We start from the raw sequence: 18501 nt of genomic DNA, 5'->3' as shown, positions 1-18501 counted from the left end.
CGACCCGCCTGCCGGCCCTCGCCCCGCCCACCCGTATTCGGCCCCTCCAACCCGCACTCGGCCGTCCTCCTGTACAAGCCCCCTTCTGCCCGTACTCAGGATGGTTGAGCGAGCACCCCCGCAGAGGCGCGCCTTTCCGGGGGCAGCCGCGAGATGCGCGCCACCTCAGCCTGAATACGGGCGGGGGCCCGCGTCGCTTCGGGAGGTCGCGGCGGCTCCCCGGTCTCGGCCCTTCCTGCCCGTACTCAGGATGGATGGCCGCGTGCTCCCGCGGAGGCGCGTAATCCCGGGGGAGCCGCGAGATGCACCGCACCTCAGCCTGAGTACGGGCGAGGACGCGGACGAGAAGGACGAGGACGGCGGGACGTGCGGCGGGCGGACGGGCGGGACGGCGAAGCGGGCAGAACGGGCGGGACGGGTGCGGCCCGGGCCCCGCGTCGCCTGGGGAGGTCGCGCCGACTCTCCGCTCTCGGCGCCCTCCTGCCCGTACTCAGGATGGTTGCTCGAGCACCCCCGCAGAGGCGCGCGATTCCGGGGGCAGCCGCACGATGCGCCCCACCTCAGCCTGAGTACGGGCAAAGGTTGGCCACGCCAGCCACACCACGGCACGTCACGACGGCGGCGGCACGGCGACTGGGCGACGGCGGCGGCACGGTACGGCACGGCGACGCGGCGGCGCGGCGCCTGGGCGGCGGCACGGCGACGCGGCGGCGGACGAGGGGGCGGCCGCTCTAATCTGGGAGCATGCGCACCCGCTTCGCCACCGTCTCTCTCGCCGCCCTCTCGCTGCTGGTCCTGGCGGGGTGCTCGAGCCCCGCGACACCTGCCGCGGAGCCGACCGCCGACGGCGCGTGCTCCTACGTCACGGGCGGCCAGGCCGCGGCAGCCGACGTCACCGCTCCCCCGGCCGAACCCGTCGCCGCGCAGAACGTGACCCTCGAGACCTCGGTCGGCGCTATCCCGATGACGTTCGACGCCGAGCGCACGCCGTGCACCGTCAACAGCTTCGTCTCGCTCGCCCAGCAGGGTTACTTCGACGACAGCCAGTGCCACCGCCTGACCACCTCGGGCATCTACGTGCTGCAGTGCGGCGACCCCTCGGCCACCGGCATGGGCGGCCCCGGCTACAGCTTCGGCGACGAACTCGACGGCAGCGAGACCTACCCCGCCGGCACCGTCGCGATGGCCAATGCCGGCCCCGACACCAACGGTTCGCAGTTCTTCCTCGTGTACGAGGACTCCCGGCTCCCCCCGTCGTACACGGTGTTCGGACAGATGGATGCTGCGGGGCTCGCTGTCGTGCGTGAGGTCGCCGCCGCCGGTTCGGAGGGCGGCTCCGGCGACGGCGCCCCCGTCACGCCCGTCGTGATCACGGGCGTGACCGTCGACTGATCCGCCACGGGCGGGAACGCCGAAGGGGACGGCCTCTCGGCCGTCCCCTTCGTCGTTCCTGCGCGATCAGCGTCCCGAGCGTCGCTTGCTCAGCACGTCGAATGCGACGGCGAGCAGCAGCACGAGTCCCTTGATGACCTGCTGCCACGCGGCATCCACCGACAGGATCGACAGGCCCTGGTTGAGCACGCCCATGACCAGACCACCGATGACCGCGCCCACGACCGTGCCGACGCCGCCCTGCACCGCGGCACCACCGATGAAGACGGCGGCGATGGCGTCGAGCTCGAAGCTGGTGCCGGCCGAGGCGACCGCGCTGCCGGCGCGCGCGGTGCTGACCACGCCGGCGAGTCCGGCGAGGAACCCCATGTTGACGAAGATGAAGAAGGTGACCCACTTCGTCTTGACGCCCGACATCTGGGCGGCGAAGAGGTTGCCGCCCATCGCGTACACGTGACGGCCGAACACCGTGCGGCTGAGCACGAACGAATAGATGAGGATGAGCGCCGCGAGGATGATGAGGATGATCGGCGTGCCCCGGTTGTAGGCCAGCAGGTAGGCGACGTACATGATCGCCGCCACGGCGATGCCCACCTTGATCCAGGCCGACACGGCGCGTTCGCGGGGCAGTCCGAGACGACGCAGCGTCGCCCGGGTGCGCACCTGCTGGACCACCAGGGCGACGGCCGCGAGCGCCGCGATCGCGAACGTGATGAGGTCAGGGGTTCCCGTGGTCGGCAGGGTGCCCGAGCCGATGGCGTTGAACTCCGCCGGCAGACCGCTGATCGTGCCGCCGGTGAGCAGTACGAGCGCGAGACCGCGGAAGACGAGCATGCCCGCCAGGGTCACGATGAACGCGGGTATGCCGACGAAAGCGACCCAGAACCCCTGCCACGCTCCGATCAACGCACCGGTGATCAGGGCGACGACGACCGCTGCCCACCAGGGCAATCCCCACGATTGCATCGAGAGTGCCGCGACCGCCCCGACGACGGCGACGATCGAGCCGACGGAGAGGTCGATGTGACCCGCGATGATGACGATCACCATGCCGATGGCGAGGATCAGCACGTACGCGTTCTGCTGGATGAGGTTGCTGACGTTGCCGGGGTAGAGCAGTCGTCCTCCGGTGAGCACCTGGAACAGGAGGATGATGATCGCGAGCGCGGCGAGGATCCCGTACTGCCGCATATCGATGCGCAGCCGACGACGCGGCTTGCCGGGCCCGATCGGACCGGTCGGGGTGGCTTGCTCGGGCGCGGTGACGGTCACTGCTTTACTCCTTCGGGTCTGCCTGCGGTCATGTGCCGCATCAGTTCTTCTTGCGTTGCGTCGGCACGGGGGATCTCGCCGGTCAGGCGGCCCTCGGCGATCGTGTAGATGCGGTCGGCGAGCCCGATCAGTTCGGGCAGCTCCGACGAGATCACGATGACGGCCTTGCCCTGGGCGGCGAGCTCGTTGATGATCCCGTAGATCTCGAATTTCGCCCCCACGTCGATGCCGCGAGTGGGCTCGTCGAGGATCAGCACGTCGGGACCCGAGTAGATCCACTTGCTGAGCACGACCTTCTGCTGGTTGCCTCCGGAGAGGAAGCCGGTGAGGGTCGACACCGACGGCGTCTTGATGTTCATCTGCTTGCGGTAGTCCTCGGCCACGGCGTACTCGCGGTTGCGATCGATGATGCCGAGCCGGGCGAGCTTGCCCAGGGCCGCCGCCGACACGTTGACCGTGATGCTGCCGATGAGGTTGAGCCCGTAACGCTTGCGGTCTTCGGTCGCGTAGGCGATGCCGTGGCGGATGGCCTCGTCGACGGTTCTGGTCGAGATCTCGACACCGTCTTTGAACACCTTCCCGGAGATGTCGGTGCCGTAGGAGCGACCGAAGATGCTCATCGCGAGCTCGGTGCGCCCCGCGCCCATGAGACCGGCGAATCCGACGATCTCTCCGGCACGGACCGAGAACGACACGTCGTCGACGACCTTCCGGGTGGGGTCGACCGGGTGGTAGGCGTTCCAGTGCTCCACCCGGAACTTCTCCTCGCCGATCTGCGGGTCGCGGTGGGGGAACTGGCTGTCGAGCGATCGGCCGACCATGTCGCGGATGATGCGCGTCTCGATGGCGTCGGAGTCTTCGACGGGGAACGCCTCGATGGTCGAGCCGTCGCGGATGACCGTGACGGTGTCGGCGATCGCACGGATCTCCTTGAGCTTGTGCGAGATGATGATCGAGGTGATGCCCTGGCCGCGCAGGTGCTTGATGAGATCGAGCAGGTGGGCCGAGTCGTCGTCGTTCAGCGCCGCGGTCGGTTCGTCGAGGATGAGGAGCTTCACCCGCTTCGACAGGGCCTTCGCGATCTCGACGAGCTGCTGCTTGCCCACACCGAGCTCGAGCACCTTCGTCGCCGGGCTCTCCTGCAGCCCCACGCGGGCGATGAGCTTCGCGGCCTCGGCGTTGGTCTGGTTCCAGTCGATCACGCCGCCGCGCGCGTTCTCGTTGCCGAGGAAGATGTTCTCGGCGATCGACAGGTAGGGGCTGAGGGCGAGCTCCTGGTGGATGATGACGATGCCGTCGCGCTCGCTGTCGTTGATCGACCGGTACGCCACCTCTTTGCCTTCGAAGGTGATCGTGCCGTCGAACGACCCGTGCGGGTACACCCCGCTGAGCACCTTCATCAGGGTCGACTTCCCCGCGCCGTTCTCTCCGCACACGGCGTGCACTTCGCCTCGCTTGACCTCGAGGTCGACGCCGTTGAGTGCCTTGACGCCGCTGAAGTCCTTCACGATGCCCTGCATCGTAAGAATGGCGTTGTTCATTCTGTGCCTTTACTCGACGGGACCCCGAACGGCGCCGGCCGGATGGCCGACGCCGATCGGGGTGTGGTGATCAGAGTCCGACGTCGGACGCCTTGAGGAAGCCCGAGTCGATCAGGACCGACTCCACGTCGTCCTTCACGACGACCTGCGGGTCGAGCAGGTAGGCCGGAACCACCTTCACGCCGTTGTCGTAGGTCGTGTCGTCGTTGGTCTCCGGCGTCTCGCCGGCGACGATCGACTGCACCATGGCCTGCACCTGGTCGCCGAGCTCGCGGGTGTCCTTCCAGACCGTCATCGACTGCTGGTCGTTGAGGATCGCCTGCACGTTCGCCTTGTCCGCGTCCTGGCCCGTGATGATCGGCCAGTCCGCACCGGGCGCGTACCCGGCCGACAGCAGCGACTGCTCGATACCGAGGGCGAGGCTGTCGTTGGGCGAGAGCACGACCTGAACCTTCTGGCCGCCGGTGTAGAACGACTGCAGGCGGTTGTCCATCTCGGCCTGGGCGTCGTCGGAGCCCCAGCCGAGGATGCCGATCGACTTCCAGTCGTCGTTGGTCGCCGAGAGCTTGCCCGACGGGATGACGAGCTGGCCGCTCTCGACGTAGGGCTGGAGCACGTCCCACGCGCCCTGGAAGAAGAAGCCCGCGTTGTTGTCGTCGGGGCTGCCGGCGAAGGGCTCGAGGTTGAAGGGGCCGGCGCCGTCGGCGAGGCCGAGCTGCTCCTCGATGAACTTGCCCTGGAGGGTGCCGACCTTGTAGTTGTCGAACGTCGCGTAGTAGTCGACAGCCTCGGTGCCGTTGATCAGACGGTCGTAAGCGATGACCGTCACGCCCTGTCCCGCGGCGTCCTCGAGCACCGGTCCGAGCGTCTCGCCGTCGATCGCGGCCACGACGAGAACCTTCGCGCCGCCGGCGACCTGGTTCTGGATCTGGCTGATCTGCTGATCGGTCTTGTTGTCGGCGTACTGGAGGTCGACGGTGCAGCCGTCGCCCTCGAGCTTCGACTTCAACCCCTCACCGTCGTTGATCCAGCGCTCCAGGCTGCGGGTGGGCATCGCGATGCCTACGTTGCAGTCCGTCCCGCCGGCCTCACCACCCGTGCCTCCCGAGGTTCCGGCCGGCGCGCATGCCGCGAGGGAGGCGAGGAGGCCGCCCGTGACGGCCAGGGTGATGAGTGTTCTGCCTTTGAACATGAAAATCCTTCCGAGGAATAGGAGTCGGCGTCGACCCGCATCGCTCATCCCTCTCGTGTCGTCGAGGTGAATGGGAGACGGCGGTGTCTGGTTCCGCAGATGACGCTGACTTCCGGGTTGCTGCTTGTGACGCTCCGCCGATCCTGATTGCAGGACATACGTTGCGTGGGTCAACATACCTCCGCCGTGGAGGGCTCGTCACGTTTTTTCTGCATCCGTTCTGGTCACAACTTGGTATCGGCCGCGGCGGGGCTCGCGGCGGCCGGGAGCGCTCCCTTCCCGACGCCGGAACGGATGCTGCGTCACCGCCGCACGGGCGCGTGCCGCAGCATCCGTCCGCCCCTCAGGTCGCAGGGTTCGCGGCGGCCACGTCGACGATCCAGGTCACGCCGAAGACGTCGGTCAGCATGCCGAAGCCCGGCGACCAGGCCGACGCCGCGAGGGGCTCGACGATGCTCGCCCCGACGGCCAGTCGGCGCCACGAAGCCTGAGCGTCGTCGAGCGAGTCGTAGCGCACCGACAGGAAGAACGGCTGATCGGTGAGCGTGACGCCGTTCTCGCGCCGGGTCGACGCGGTGCGTCGGGTGCCCCCCGTCTGCCCCGGGACGTCGTAGGCCATGACGCGGAAACCCTCGGGCGCGACGACCTCGCCGAACACGACGCCGTCGGCCCCGGGAGCCTCGGCGGGCATGCCGAAGTCGCGGTAGGTCGCGATGGTCACCTCGCCGCCGAAGACCGACCGGTAGAACTCGAGCGCCTGGCGTGCGTCGCCGTGGAAGTTGAGATGGGTGGTGGTCGTGATGGTCATGCTCTGCTCCTCTGTGTGTCGCCGGGATGTGCCGGCGCCACCACCCTCTCGACCGTCTAGGACAGATTCGGTCCGGCACTCGATCTAGTCTCGGGATGTGACCACGCCCGCCGCCCGCCTGCTCGCTCTGCTGTCACTGCTGCAGACACGGCGCGACTGGCCCGGCGCGCTACTCGCCGACCGGCTCGAGGTCAGCGACCGCACGGTGCGGCGCGACGTCGATCGACTTCGCGAGATGGGGTACACGATCCGCGCGGCGATGGGGCCCGACGGCGGATACCGCCTCGATGCCGGCAGCGAGCTGCCCCCGCTGCTCTTCGACGACGACCAGGCGATCGCCCTCGCCGTCGCGCTGCAGGCCGCCGCGGCCACCGGCGCCGGCATCGAGGAGGCGGCAGTGCGCGCGCTCACCACGGTGAGGCAGGTCATGCCGTCGCGTCTGCGCCATCGGCTCGGGGCGCTGGAGTTCACCGCGATCGCCGAAGCGCCGGGCGAGGGCGTGGTCGACCCGGTCGCGCCGGACGTGCTCGTGTCGCTCTCGAGCACGATCCGCGCGCGCGAGACGTTGCGCTTCGATTACGCCGGCGATCCGCCCGGCGACGACGGCTCCTCGCGGCCGGCGCGGCGCGCGGAGCCCCATCACCTCGTGAGCGCGAACCGCCGGTGGTACCTCGTGGCGTGGGACCCGTCGGCCGACGACTGGCGACTCTTCCGCGCCGACCGCATCTCTCCCCGCACGCCCAACGGGCCGCGCTTCACGCCCCGCGAGGTGCCGGGAGGCGACGTGGCCGCGTTCGTGTCGGCCCGCTTCCGAGGGTCGACCGGAGCGGACCGGTGGCCGTGCACGGGCACGGTCGTGCTGCCCCTCCCCGCCCGCGACGTCCTGCCCTACGTCGGCGACGGCGTGGTCGAGGAGCTCGAGGGCCAGCGCTGCCGCGTCGAGCTGGGAGCGTGGTCGTGGGTCGCGCTCGCGGCCTCGCTGAACCGCTTCGACACGGACGTCGAGGTGGAGGGCCCGCCCGAGCTGGCCGACGCCTTCGCCACGCTCGCCGCGCGCAACACGGCGACCGCGACAGGTTTTGCGAACTGACGGTGCGAACCGGTGTGCGCAGTCGCAGGATTGCGCCACATTCCGGCCAAGACGTGCGCGCGAGGGGGGAGACCTGCGCTCAGTAGAATCGAGAGCATGTCCAAGGTCCTTCAGTCCCTGCCCGTCGGCGAGCGCGTCGGCATCGCTTTCTCGGGAGGACTCGACACCTCCGTCGCCGTCGCGTGGATGCGCGACAAGGGCGCGGTGCCCTGCACCTACACCGGCGACCTCGGCCAGCCCGACGAAGACGACATCGCGTCGATCCCGGGCCGCGCGCTCGAGTACGGCGCCGAGGTCGCGCGCCTGGTCGACGCGAAGTCGGCGCTCGTCGAGGAGGGCTTCGCCGCCCTGTCGTGCGGCGCGTTCCACATCCGCTCCGGCGGACGCACCTACTTCAACACCACGCCGCTTGGTCGCGCGGTCACCGGCACGCTGCTCGTGCGGGCCATGAAGGAGGACGGCGTCGACATCTGGGGCGACGGCTCGACCTACAAGGGCAACGACATCGAGCGGTTCTACCGCTACGGCCTGCTCGCCAACCCCGCCCTGCGCATCTACAAGCCGTGGCTCGACGCCGACTTCGTCACCGAGCTCGGCGGCCGCAAGGAGATGAGCGAGTGGCTCGTCGAGCACGGCTTCCCCTACCGCGACAGCGTCGAGAAGGCCTACTCCACCGACGCGAACATCTGGGGTGCGACGCACGAGGCCAAGACCCTCGAGCACCTCGACGTCTCGCTCGAGACCGTCGAGCCCATCATGGGCGTGCGCTTCTGGGACCCGTCCGTCGAGATCGCGACCGAAGACGTGACGGTGACCTTCGACCGGGGGCGCCCGGTGGCCCTCAACGGCGTCGAGTACACCGACCCGGTCGCCCTGGTCTTCGAGGCCAACCGCATCGGCGGTCGCCACGGACTCGGCATGAGCGACCAGATCGAGAACCGCATCATCGAGGCGAAGTCGCGCGGCATCTACGAGGCGCCGGGGATGGCACTGCTGTTCATCGCCTACGAACGGCTGGTCAACAGCATCCTGAACGAAGACACCCTCGCCACGTACCACGAGCAGGGCCGCCGGCTGGGCCGCCTCATGTACGAGGGCCGTTGGCTCGAACCGCAGTCGCTCATGCTGCGCGAGTCGATCCAGAAATGGGTCGGCTCGACCATCACGGGCGAGGTCGCGCTGCGCCTGCGTCGCGGGGAGGACTACACGATCCTCGACACGACCGCGCCGACCATGTCGTACGGTCCCGAGAAGCTCTCGATGGAGCGCGTCGGCGACGCCGCCTTCGGCCCCACCGACCGCATCGGACAGCTGACGATGCGCAACCTCGACATCGCCGACTCGCGCACGCGCCTCGAGCAGTACGCCGGGCTGGGCCTGCTCGGCGGCCCCACCGGCGAACTCGTCGGTCGCGTCACGGCCGGCGGCGCAGACGGTGTCACCGAGCCCGCGAAGCGCCCCGATGCCGCTGACCAGCGCCTCGCTCAGGCGACGGATGCTGCGGGCGAAGCCGCCGCGTTCGACTCCGGGACCGACTGACCCGACGGCGAGAATTAAACTGCACACCCGTGTGCAGTTTCGTGCCACACTAGTGGCATGACTTCTTCCGCCGTGCGTCGACCGCGACGCGACGCCCAGGCCAACCGGGCGGGCATCGTGTCGGCCGCCGCCGTCGAGATCGCACGCGACCCCCACGCCTCGCTCGACGCGATCGCGCGATCGGCGGGCCTTTCTCGGCGCGCTCTCTACGGACACTTCGACGACCGTGACGCCCTCGTCACCGAGGTGATCGTCGCCGGCGCCGCCCGGTTCAACGCGATCGCCGCCCGCATAGACGAACCCGACCCGCGTCGGGCGCTCGCCCTCCTCGCCGCCGCGCTGTGGCACGAGGCGTCGCACGTGCGCGCCGCGGCCGCGATCGCCCTCGACGAGACCCATGTCGCCCACACCGCCGCGGCCCTCGCGCCGCTGCGGGCGAAGATCGCCGAGATCGTCGCCCGGGGCCGAGCCGACGGGTCCCTCCGCACCGACATCCCCGCCGACGCGCTCACCGACCTCATCGAGGGCACCGGCCGGGCCGTGGTCTCGCACCTGCACGTCGATGCGGGGGACGGCGGCGAGCTCGCGGTCAAAGCCGTGCTGGGCATCGCGGGACTGTCGTGGCGCGAGAGCATCGAGCTGCTGGCCGACGATTCCGAGGAGACGGGCGAATGAGGATCGAGCTGCGCGGTGTGAGCAAGGGGCGCGCCGAGCGGGCTCTCCCCGAGACGTCGCTGACGTTCGAGACCGGACGGGTGACCCTGGTCGTCGCCGAGACCGAGCAGCGCCCCACCGTGCTGGGGCTGCTCGCGTCCGGCCGGATGCGCGCGGATGCGGGCGAGGTGCTTCTGGACGGACGCAAGGATGCGGCGGGCATCCGCCGTCGGGTCGCGCTCGTCGACGCGCTCGAGGTGTCGGAGCCGGCACCCGCGGTGACCGTGGCCGGTGTCGTCGCCGAGGAGCTCATGTTCGCCGGGGCCTCGCCGAACCCGTTCGCCGCGCGGCGCTGGCTCGACGATCTCGGCCTCGGTGATCTTGCCGCGACCCCCATCGGCAACATCGACCCGGCGTCGCGCATCCGCATCCTGCTCGAGCTCGCCGCGCTCAGGAAGGGCGTGGAGGGCATCGTGCTCACCTCCCCCGACCGCCACGGCGGCGAACCGCAGAACTGGTGGCGCGTCGCGACGGAGTTCGCCGAGCGCGGCTATGCGGTGCTCGCGATCGCCGGCCGCGCGTCGATGTCGGTGCTCACGGTGCAGGACGACGCCTCCGCCCCCGGCGATGGCCCTGCGCCCGTGGACACCATCGCCGATACGCGCGACGACGCTCCCGACACCGCAGCATCCGTACCGACGGAGGACGAACGATGAAGGTCCCGCAGATGATCGCCGCCGAACTGCGGCGGCTCACCTCATCGCGCATGTCGCTGATCGCCCTCGTCGCGCTCCTTCTCGTGCCGATCCTCTACGGCGGCCTCTACCTGTGGGCGAACCAAGACCCGTACGGCAGCCTCTCCCGGGTGCCCGTCGCCCTCGTCGTCGACGACACCGGCGCCGCCGTGAACGGCCAGCAGCGCAACTTCGGAGACGAGGTGGCCGACGAGCTGCTCGGTGGCGACACCTTCGAATGGCATCAGGTCTCGGCCGACGCGGCAACGGCCGGGCTCGAGAACGGCGACTTCGACTTCATCGTCGAGGTGCCCGCCGACTTCTCGGCCTCGATCGCCTCGATCTCGACCGACGTGCCCCGTCAGGCCGACATCGTGCTGAAGACGAACGACGCGAACAACTACCTCGCCTCGACGATCGGCACGCAGGCGGTCGCCCGCATCCAGTCGACCGTCGCACAGAAGGTCGTCGACCAGGGCGGTCTCACGCTGCTGAACGCACTGTCCACGATCCGTGTGAAGCTGACGGATGCGGCGTCGGGCGCCCAACAGCTCGTCGACGGCCTCGGCACCGCGCGCGACGGGTCCACGCGGCTCGCCGACGGCGCCGGGGCGCTCGCCTCGGGCACGGCGCAGCTGCGCGACGGTGCCACGACGCTACGCGACGGCGCCGCGCAGGTGAGCTCGGGCGCCCAGCAGGTCGCCGCCGGCACGCAGCAGGTCGCGACCGTCGCGGATCGTGTCGCCGCAGCATCCGCCGACGCCGCCTCGCTCCTGCCGACGGCCCGCGCCGACATCGCGCAGAGACTCGCCGACGCCGGCGTCGATCCCGCCCGCGTCGCGGAGGTGCTGGCCGCGCTCGACCCCGTGGGGCAACGCCTGAGCGATGCCGACACGCGTGTGCAGACCGCGGTCGGCCAGATCGATCAGCTCTCCGCCGGAGCGCAGCAGTTGTCGGCGGGAGCGCAGCAGGTCGCGTCGGGCTCTGCCGCCCTCGCCGACGGCGCCGCCTCCGCCGCGGACGGCGCCGCGCAGCTGAGCGACGGCGCGAACAGTCTCGACGGCGGCATCGCGCAGATCGCCGACGGCGCCGCGCAGTTGCAGACCGGGCTCGCCGATGGCGTGAACCAGATCCCCGACACCGACGATGCGACCCGCGCGAGCCAGGCGTCGACGTTGTCCGACCCGGTGGCGGTCTCGACCAGCGCCCTCACCCAGGCGCAGAACTACGGTGCGGGGCTCGCCCCGTTCTTCGCCGCGCTGGCGGGCTGGATCGGCATCTACGCCCTGTTCCTCATCGTGAAGCCGGTATCGCGTCGCGCGGTCACGGCCCTCCACTCGCCCGTTCGGGTCACTCTCGCCGGATGGCTGACGCCCGCCCTCCTCGGCGGCGTGCAGATGCTGGGGCTGTTCGGCGTCCTCGCCCTCGCCCTCGGGTTCTCGTTCGCGAATCCGCTCGCCACCCTCGGCATCCTCCTCCTGGCAACGGCCACGTACGCCGCGATCGTGCTCGCGCTGAACGTGTGGCTCGGGTCGGTCGGGCAGTTCCTCGGTCTCGTGCTGATGGTGCTGCAGCTCGTGACCGCGGGCGGCACGTTCCCCTGGCAGACGTTGCCCGCGCCTCTCGCGGCGCTGCATCACGTGCTGCCCATGGGCTACGTCGTCGACGCGATGCGGCAGGTCATGTACGGCGGAGACCTCGATCGCGTGTGGCTCGACCTCGCCGTCCTCGGCACGTGGCTCGTCGGCGCGGGCATCGTCGCGGCGATCGGCGTCGGGCGCATGACGCGCTTCCGCACCCTGCGCGACCTTCAGCCGAGCGTGATCGGCTGAGCCGGAGTCGGCGGGCCGGAGGTAGGCGATGGGCCGGAGGTAGGCCGGTTCCGCGCGGATCGTCCTACGCCCGCGTCATCTCCTGCGCTGGGGTCAGCCGCCGGCCGCGGGCGGGGTCTCCTTCGACGCGCGCAGCTCGTCGGTGTAGAGAGCGGCGCGGTCGAGGGTGCCGTTGCGGTAGGCCTGCCGGCCCACCATGTGCGCCGAGAGCGGCGCGGTCGCGAGCTGCATCAGCACGATCGGGACGATGAATGCGAGCACCGCCCACGAGCGCAGCGACAGGGCGATCGCGATGCAGATCACGATGAGGCCGAGCACCTGCGGCTTGGTGGCGGCGTGCAGCCGCGTCGGCACGTCGCGGAAACGCAGCAGGCCGATCGCGGCGGTGAGGCACAGCAGGGCGCCGACGAGGATCAGCACGAGGGCGACGGTGTCGAGCACCGCGTCGAGCGGTGAAGCGGTGACTTCGATGGGGGCGGTTGCGAGGATCACTGGCTTGCGTTGTCCTTCCTCGCGACGAACCGCGCGATCGAGATCGAACCGAAGACCCCCACGGCGGCGATGATGAGCAGCACCGGCAGGGTGCGGGTGTGCTGGTTGATCGCCATCTCGGCGCCCAGCACGCACATCACCTCGGTCAGGAGCACGTCGGATGCGACCGCCCGGTCGAGGATCGACGGACCGGTGACGATGCGCCAGAGCGTGAGGAGGGCGGCGACGGCGAAGACGACGAAGATCACCAGCAGCAGGACGTTCATACGGGCGTACCTCCCTGACGCGGGGTGTCGACGGAGGCCGTGCGGATCATCTCGAGCTGAGCGCGCGAGCCGGCGGCGCGCACGATGCGCGCCTCCCAGCCGAGGATCGACTTCCGAAGCGCCTCGACGTCATCGTCGCTGTCGATGCCGATGACGTGGAGGTACAGGATGCGGCGATCGCGGTCGGCTTCGACGATGAGCGAGCCGGGGATCAACGAGGCCGTCACCGCGGTGTGGGTCATGATGAGATCGTCGTCGGTCCGCAGGTGCACCGCGATCACCGCGCTGCTCGGCTGCCGCCGGACGTCGACGACCTGCCAGGCCACCAGGAGCGAACCGCGCACGAGGGCGGCGAAGAACGTCACGACGAATACGAGCCCGTACCAGAGGTTCAACCGGCCCGACAGCTGCACGGGCGGGAGGCGGAACACGCGCGTGACGATCACCGCGGCGATCAGGCCCGTCAGGAAGGCCACGATCGTGAACTGGCCCCACAGCAGCATCCACAGTGCGACGAGCCAGACGAAGAACGGCAGCTGCCGCCACAGCTGGTGCAGCGCGTCTTTCTTCTCCCGCATCATGAGACGGCCTCTTGCTCGAGCTGCACGACCGAGACGGGCTGCAGGAGCGACTCCCCGATGCGCGTGCAGACCTCGTACAGCGGCCCGGCGAAGATCGTCAGCGCGACGGTGACGGCGACCATGCCCGCCGTCGACGCGGTCATGATCTTGGGGATGGCGCGACGCTCGGTCTTCGTGCCCGCCTCCGGCGAGTCGCCCAGGTACGAGATGCGCTCATCGGACTCCGCCGAGTCTTCGTCTTCGCGCCAGAACGCGAGATTCCAGGCGCGCATGAGTGCGTACAGGGTGAGGAGCGAGGTGACGATACCGCCCACGATCAGCACGATCATGATCGGGGTGCCGATCTCGGCGGCGGCGTCGAACAGCGCGTACTTGCCGATGAATCCCGAGAACGGCGGCAGCCCCCCGAGGTTCACCGCGGGGATGAAGTAGAGCACCGCGATGACGGGGGCGGCGCGCATGAGTCCGCGCACGCGCAGCACCGACGTGCTGCCCGCCCGGCGCTCCACGAGTCCGATCGCGAGGAAGAGGGTCGTCTGCACCACGATGTGGTGGACGATGTAGTAGATCGTCGCGCCGATGGCTGCCGGCGTCGCGATGGCCAGGCCGAAGATCATGTAGCCGATGTGGCTGACCAGGGTGAACGACAGGATGCGTTTGAGCTCCGCCTGCGCCACGGCGCCCAGCACACCGACGATCATCGTCGCCAGCGCCACGATCAGCAGCAGCAGGTTGATGTCGTTGTCTCGGAAGATCTCGGTCTCGGTGCGGATCAGGGCGTAGACGCCGACCTTCGTCAGAAGGCCCGCGAACACCGCCGTCACCGGTGCCGGTGCGGTCGGGTACGAGTCGGGCAGCCAGAACGACAGCGGGAAGACGGCCGCCTTGATGCCGAAGGCGACGACCAGCATCAGGTGCAGCACCAGCTGCGTCTCCTGGGGCAGCTCGACCATGCGCTCCGACAGCTGAGCCATGTTGACGGTGCCCAGCGCGCCGTAGATCGCACCGATCGCCGCGAGGAAGAGGATCGACGACACCAGCGAGACGACGATGTAGACCACGCCCGTGCGGATGCGGTTCTCCGTGCCGCCGAGCGTGATGAGCACGTACGACGCCACGAGCAGGATCTCGAACCCGACGTAGAGGTTGAACAGATCGCCCGCGATGAAGGCGGTGAAGATCCCCGCCGCCAGGATCAGGTACGACGGGTGGAAGATCGACACCGGCGTGTCTTCATCGCCGTCCTCGGCACCCTGTCCGACGGAGAAGAGGAGCACGGAGAGCAGCACGACGCTCGAGACCAGCACGAGCAGCGCGGCGAGCCGGTCGACGTAGAGCACGATGCCGAAGGGCACGGGCCATCCGCCGACCGACACCGCGATCGGCACGTTCGACGCGTCGACGAAGACCAGCAGCACGGCGGCGATCACCATCGTCAGGGTCAACGTCGAGATCGACACGACGATCTGGGTGCGCCGATGACGCCCCGCGATCAGGGCGATGGCCGCGCCCAGCAGCGGCAGGGTGACGAGGAGGGGAACGAGGGAGCTCATCGGTCTTCCTCGCTCTCGTCGTCTCGGGTGCCGGGTCTGTCGGTCGGGGCCCGCCGTTCGGATGCTGCGGGGCGGTCGGACGGCGCATCGTCGCGCAGATCGGTGTAATCGCGGTTGCCGAGCAGCCGCAGCGGCGAACTCTCGACCCCCACGAAGTCGGTCGTGGCGTCGTCGTCCTCCTCGTCGACCTCGACGTCCATCGCCTCCTCGTCCTGCGAGGTGCGCGCGCGCATGGCCACGTCTTCGGCGTCGTCCTCCACCGTGTCGGCCTGGCCGAGCTGCCACGACCGGTAGATCAGGGCGAGCAGGAAGGCGGAGACGGCGAAGGTGATGACGATCGCCGTCAGCGTCAGAGCCTGCGGAAGGGGGTCGGAGTACCCCTCGGGGGTCGACGAGTCGGGGTAGAACGGAGCCACGCCCGGGTCGCCCATCACGATGAGCAGCATCAGGTTCGCGGCATTGCCGAGGAGGAGGAACCCGATGAGAACGCGGGTGAGGCTGCGCTCGAGCATGGCGTAGACACCGCAGGCGAACAGCACCGCCATGATGACGATCAGCACGAGAGAGACGTTCATCGGGCACTCGCCCCCTGCGCGCGCAGCTCCTGCGTCTGTCGGTCGACCTCGGCGCCGAGGCTGCGCAGCACGTCGAGAACGAGCCCGATGACGACGAGGTAGACGCCGACGTCGAAGATCGTCGAGGTGACGAACTCGACGTGGCCGAGGACGGGGATCTCGAACTCCCAGAACGTGCTGGTCAGGGGCGCCGCGCCGAACAGCAGCGGCACGATCGCGCAGCCGACCGCCAGCGCCATCCCGACGCCGAGCAGGCGGCCCGGGTCGGCGGGGGCCGCGGCCCCCAGCTCGTAGCGACCACCCGCGACATAGCGCATGACGAGCGCCATACCCGCGACGAGGCCGCCCGCGAAGCCGCCGCCGGGGAGGTTGTGCCCGGCGAAGAGGAGATACAGCGAGACGACGATGATCGAGTGGAAGAGCACTCGAACGATGACCTCGAGGATGATCGAGCGGTTCTCGGGCCGCACCCGCTGACCGGCGAACAACCAGGCCTGCGGACGGTTGCTCGTGTCGTCGGTGCGCGCGCGCACGCCCTCCGCGGTCTCGACGAGCGCGCCACGTCCGCGCTTGGTGAGCCGCGGGAGCCGCGTCGTCAGTTTCGAGAGGGTGTCGGAGCGATGCGTGACGAAGACGAGCGAGGCGACACCGGTGGCCGCGAGCACGAGCACCGACAGCTCGCCCATGGTGTCCCATCCGCGCAGGTCGACGAGGGCGACGTTCACGACGTTGCGCCCGTGGCCGATCTCGTAGGCCAGCATCGGGAAGCTGTCGGAGATGGGTCGCGCCTGCCGGGCGCCGGTCGCCACGATCGCGACGAGCGCCATGGTCGCACCGGCGCCGATCGCGAGCACGGCGCGGGCGAGCGGCCAGACCGACGCGTTGTGGTCGCCCATCCGAGCGGGGATGCGGCGCAGCACCAGGGCGAAGGCGATCAGGGTGACCGTCTCGACGAGGATCTGCGTGAGGGCGAGGTCGGGGGCCCCGCTCGTGGCGAAGAGCACGACCATGCCGAGACCGGTCACCGAGACCAGCACGACACCGCTGTAGCGCTTGCGCGCGTTCACCGCGAGCACGCCCGCGGCGATCATGACCGGGGCCACGGCCAGCTGCGAGGGCGTGTGCCACGCGTCGAGCTGGGCCTGCCAGCCGGGGCTCGACAGCAGCACGGTGCCCTCGGCCACGACGAAGACGAGGAAGATCATGCCGACGTAGACGGGCAGCGAACCGCGCTGGGTGAGGCTCGTGGTGAACACCGAGGCGCGGGCGATGAAACGCAGCACCGCGTTGTACACGTCGACCGCGGTGAACGGCAGCACGCGGCGCGCGGTGGCGGGGGTGGCGCGGCGGGTGATCCAGAAGACGAACAGGCCGACGACGAGCGTGCCGAGCGAGATGAACAGCGCGGGCTCGAGCCCGTGCCAGAGCGCCAAGTAGGGGGTGCTCTCGGGTTCGGGCAGTCCCGGGCTCGCGGCGGCGGCCGTCTGCGCGTAGGGCTGCAGCACGAGGTCGAGCAGCGGTGCCCCGAATCCGCCGGCGAGCGTGAGAAGCGACAGCACGACCGGCGACGCGAGGAAGCCGATCGGCGGATCGGGCCACTCCGTGCGCTCGATCGCGCGACCCTCGTCGTCTTTCTTGGTGCCGAACGCGCCCCAGAGGAACCGCGCGCCGTAGGCGGCGGTCAGGATCGAGCCGAGCGATACGCCGATCAGAGCGACGAGACCCCAGGTCTCGCCGTGGAGGGCCTCCTCGACGAACGCGGTGAGCGCGCTCTCTTTGGCCACGAAGCCGAGCGTGGGGATGATGCCCGCCATCGAGGCGATGGCGATCGTCGCGACGGTCGTGAGCACGGGGGCTTGTCGCGCGACGCCGCTGAGCTCCCGGATGTCCCGGGTGGAGAGCTGGCGGTCGATGACGCCGACCACGAGGAACAGGCACGACTTGAAGAGGGCGTGACCGAGCAGCAGCGCGAGCCCGGCCAGGGCGGCTTCGTGCGTGCCGTAGCCGAGGACGACGGTGAGGAAGCCGAGCTGCGACACCGTTCCGAACGCCAGGATGCGCTTGAGGTCGGTCTCGCGCAGCGCTTGGAGCCCGCCGAGCAGCATCGTGAAGATCCCGAGCGCGAGCACGATGGGGCGCCAGCTCGGGGCGAACGCGAAGACCGGCGCCAGACGCGCGATCAGGTAGATGCCCGCCTTCACCATGGCGGCCGCGTGCAGGTAGGCGCTGACCGGCGTCGGCGCGGCCATGGCGCCGGGAAGCCAGAAGTGGAACGGGAAGATGGCCGACTTGCTGAGCGCTCCGACCAGCAGCATCACCAGCGCGGCGTCGACGACCGGTCCGGTGGGCGCGAGGGCGAGGATGGACGAGATGCTCGACGTGCCGGTATCGACGACCAGCAGCACCACGCCGATGAGCATCACGAGCCCGCCGAGGGTCGTCACGAGCAGCGCCTGCAGCGCGGCACGACGGCTCGCTCCGCGACGGTGGTAGTACCCGATGAGCAGGTACGACAGGATGCTGGTGACCTCCCAGAACATCACGAGCACCACGAGATCGTCGGTGAGCACGAGGCCGTACATCGCTCCCGCGAAGGCGAGGAGGACGGCGGAGAACTGACCGAGTCCCTCGTCTTTGCCGCGGAAGTACCAGCGGCAGTAGACCATGACGAGCGCACCGACGCCGCTCACGACGAGCGCCATCAGCCAGCCGAGCGTGTCCATCCGCATCGAGAGCGAAATGCCGAGCGACGGGATCCAGTCGTATGCCTCGAAGGGAATGTCGCCGTCGAGGACGGCGGGAGTCGCGATGGCCGCCTGCACGAAGGCGGCGGCGGGAAGCAGAGCCGCAACGTAGAACGCCCGCGCTCCGAGCCTCTTCACCAGCAACGGGAGGAGGAACGGCACGACCGCGAACGCGGCGAGGAGTACCAACATGCGGCCTCCTCGGGGGTCGACGGGCGGTTGCCCGGGCGCTCGGG

16 protein-coding genes are annotated in these 18501 nt (G+C 69.7%); 6 read left to right on the top strand and 10 right to left on the bottom strand.

Annotated elements, in window-relative coordinates; all coding sequences use genetic code 11:
* The first annotated feature begins 744 nt into the window (after window positions 1–744).
* Window positions 745–1392 (top strand): peptidylprolyl isomerase, encoded by a 648-nt coding sequence (locus DEU34_RS13595; protein ID WP_121151117.1) that lies wholly within the window; start codon window positions 745–747, stop codon window positions 1390–1392.
* A gap of 66 nt (window positions 1393–1458) precedes the next feature.
* On the opposite strand, the gene mmsB is transcribed toward DEU34_RS13595, so the two are convergent.
* The 4 genes from mmsB to DEU34_RS13575 form a co-directional block, all read right to left on the bottom strand.
* Complete coding sequence (gene mmsB, locus DEU34_RS13590; protein WP_121151115.1) at window positions 1459–2664, bottom strand: multiple monosaccharide ABC transporter permease; 1206 nt, start codon at window positions 2662–2664, stop codon at window positions 1459–1461.
* Entirely contained in the window at window positions 2661–4205 is a 1545-nt protein-coding gene (gene mmsA / locus DEU34_RS13585) for a multiple monosaccharide ABC transporter ATP-binding protein (protein WP_121151113.1), read from the bottom strand. The genes mmsB and mmsA overlap by 4 nt, the downstream gene beginning before the upstream one ends.
* 70 nt (window positions 4206–4275) lie before the next feature.
* The gene (gene chvE / locus DEU34_RS13580; protein ID WP_121151111.1) at window positions 4276–5397 is read right to left on the bottom strand and encodes a multiple monosaccharide ABC transporter substrate-binding protein; all 1122 of its coding nucleotides are present in this window, start codon (window positions 5395–5397) and stop codon (window positions 4276–4278) included.
* A 343-nt stretch (window positions 5398–5740) separates the two neighbouring features.
* Window positions 5741–6205, bottom strand: coding sequence for a VOC family protein (locus DEU34_RS13575; RefSeq protein WP_121151109.1), 465 nt, complete (start codon window positions 6203–6205; stop codon window positions 5741–5743).
* 97 nt (window positions 6206–6302) lie between these two features.
* Between DEU34_RS13575 and DEU34_RS13570 the strand changes: the two genes are divergently transcribed.
* The 5 genes from DEU34_RS13570 (at window position 6303) to DEU34_RS13550 (ending at window position 12054) form a co-directional block, all read left to right on the top strand.
* Window positions 6303–7295, top strand: a complete 993-nt coding sequence (locus DEU34_RS13570; RefSeq protein ID WP_121151107.1) for a YafY family protein — start codon at window positions 6303–6305, stop codon at window positions 7293–7295.
* A gap of 96 nt (window positions 7296–7391) precedes the next feature.
* A complete protein-coding gene (gene argG, locus DEU34_RS13565) occupies window positions 7392–8834 on the top strand; it encodes an argininosuccinate synthase (protein WP_121151105.1) in 1443 nt (480 codons plus the stop codon).
* A 57-nt stretch (window positions 8835–8891) separates the two neighbouring features.
* Window positions 8892–9509 carry a TetR/AcrR family transcriptional regulator gene (locus tag DEU34_RS13560; protein WP_121151104.1) on the top strand — a complete coding sequence of 206 codons (618 nt, stop codon included), beginning with the start codon at window positions 8892–8894 and terminating at the stop codon, window positions 9507–9509.
* Window positions 9506–10204 (top strand): hypothetical protein, encoded by a 699-nt coding sequence (locus tag DEU34_RS13555; RefSeq protein ID WP_183042489.1) that lies wholly within the window; start codon window positions 9506–9508, stop codon window positions 10202–10204. The genes DEU34_RS13560 and DEU34_RS13555 overlap by 4 nt, the downstream gene beginning before the upstream one ends.
* Window positions 10201–12054, top strand: a complete 1854-nt coding sequence (locus tag DEU34_RS13550) for a YhgE/Pip domain-containing protein (RefSeq protein WP_121151102.1) — start codon at window positions 10201–10203, stop codon at window positions 12052–12054. Before DEU34_RS13555 ends, DEU34_RS13550 begins: the two co-directional genes overlap by 4 nt.
* Window positions 12055–12147: 93 nt before the next feature.
* Here the strand turns inward: DEU34_RS13550 and mnhG are convergent, their stop codons facing one another.
* From mnhG to DEU34_RS13520, 6 genes are read right to left on the bottom strand one after another with little or no spacing between them, the layout of a single operon-like run.
* Window positions 12148–12546, bottom strand: a complete 399-nt coding sequence (gene mnhG, locus DEU34_RS13545) for a monovalent cation/H(+) antiporter subunit G (protein ID WP_396652124.1) — start codon at window positions 12544–12546, stop codon at window positions 12148–12150.
* The gene (locus tag DEU34_RS13540; protein WP_121151100.1) at window positions 12543–12812 is read right to left on the bottom strand and encodes a monovalent cation/H+ antiporter complex subunit F; all 270 of its coding nucleotides are present in this window, start codon (window positions 12810–12812) and stop codon (window positions 12543–12545) included. Before DEU34_RS13540 ends, mnhG begins: the two co-directional genes overlap by 4 nt.
* Complete coding sequence (locus tag DEU34_RS13535; protein ID WP_121151583.1) at window positions 12809–13390, bottom strand: Na+/H+ antiporter subunit E; 582 nt, start codon at window positions 13388–13390, stop codon at window positions 12809–12811. Before DEU34_RS13535 ends, DEU34_RS13540 begins: the two co-directional genes overlap by 4 nt.
* Window positions 13390–14946, bottom strand: coding sequence for a Na+/H+ antiporter subunit D (locus DEU34_RS13530; protein WP_121151098.1), 1557 nt, complete (start codon window positions 14944–14946; stop codon window positions 13390–13392). The genes DEU34_RS13535 and DEU34_RS13530 overlap by 1 nt, the downstream gene beginning before the upstream one ends.
* Window positions 14943–15521 (bottom strand): Na(+)/H(+) antiporter subunit C, encoded by a 579-nt coding sequence (locus DEU34_RS13525; RefSeq protein WP_121151096.1) that lies wholly within the window; start codon window positions 15519–15521, stop codon window positions 14943–14945. Before DEU34_RS13525 ends, DEU34_RS13530 begins: the two co-directional genes overlap by 4 nt.
* Window positions 15518–18457: a Na+/H+ antiporter subunit A gene (locus tag DEU34_RS13520; protein ID WP_121151094.1), complete on the bottom strand. Its 2940-nt coding sequence runs from the start codon at window positions 18455–18457 to the stop codon at window positions 15518–15520. The genes DEU34_RS13525 and DEU34_RS13520 overlap by 4 nt, the downstream gene beginning before the upstream one ends.
* Window positions 18458–18501 lie beyond the last annotated feature (44 nt).

This window comes from Microbacterium sp. AG1240 (assembly GCF_003635115.1).
In the GTDB taxonomy this organism is placed as follows: domain Bacteria; phylum Actinomycetota; class Actinomycetes; order Actinomycetales; family Microbacteriaceae; genus Microbacterium.
This window is presented reverse-complemented; position numbering and strand designations above follow the sequence as displayed.

What these genes read in the sequence shown, in the direction of transcription:
- DEU34_RS13595 (WP_121151117.1), top strand. Translation starts at nt 745, where the DNA reads ATGCGCACCCGCTTCGCCACCGTCTCTCTCGCCGCCCTCTCGCTGCTG.
- mmsA (WP_121151113.1), bottom strand. Translation starts at nt 4,205, where the DNA reads ATGAACAACGCCATTCTTACGATGCAGGGCATCGTGAAGGACTTCAGC.
- chvE (WP_121151111.1), bottom strand. Translation starts at nt 5,397, where the DNA reads ATGTTCAAAGGCAGAACACTCATCACCCTGGCCGTCACGGGCGGCCTC.
- DEU34_RS13575 (WP_121151109.1), bottom strand. Translation starts at nt 6,205, where the DNA reads ATGACCATCACGACCACCACCCATCTCAACTTCCACGGCGACGCACGC.
- argG (WP_121151105.1), top strand. Translation starts at nt 7,392, where the DNA reads ATGTCCAAGGTCCTTCAGTCCCTGCCCGTCGGCGAGCGCGTCGGCATC.
- DEU34_RS13560 (WP_121151104.1), top strand. Translation starts at nt 8,892, where the DNA reads ATGACTTCTTCCGCCGTGCGTCGACCGCGACGCGACGCCCAGGCCAAC.
- DEU34_RS13555 (WP_183042489.1), top strand. Translation starts at nt 9,506, where the DNA reads ATGAGGATCGAGCTGCGCGGTGTGAGCAAGGGGCGCGCCGAGCGGGCT.
- DEU34_RS13550 (WP_121151102.1), top strand. Translation starts at nt 10,201, where the DNA reads ATGAAGGTCCCGCAGATGATCGCCGCCGAACTGCGGCGGCTCACCTCA.
- DEU34_RS13540 (WP_121151100.1), bottom strand. Translation starts at nt 12,812, where the DNA reads ATGAACGTCCTGCTGCTGGTGATCTTCGTCGTCTTCGCCGTCGCCGCC.
- DEU34_RS13535 (WP_121151583.1), bottom strand. Translation starts at nt 13,390, where the DNA reads ATGCGGGAGAAGAAAGACGCGCTGCACCAGCTGTGGCGGCAGCTGCCG.
- DEU34_RS13530 (WP_121151098.1), bottom strand. Translation starts at nt 14,946, where the DNA reads ATGAGCTCCCTCGTTCCCCTCCTCGTCACCCTGCCGCTGCTGGGCGCG.
- DEU34_RS13525 (WP_121151096.1), bottom strand. Translation starts at nt 15,521, where the DNA reads ATGAACGTCTCTCTCGTGCTGATCGTCATCATGGCGGTGCTGTTCGCC.
- DEU34_RS13520 (WP_121151094.1), bottom strand. Translation starts at nt 18,457, where the DNA reads ATGTTGGTACTCCTCGCCGCGTTCGCGGTCGTGCCGTTCCTCCTCCCG.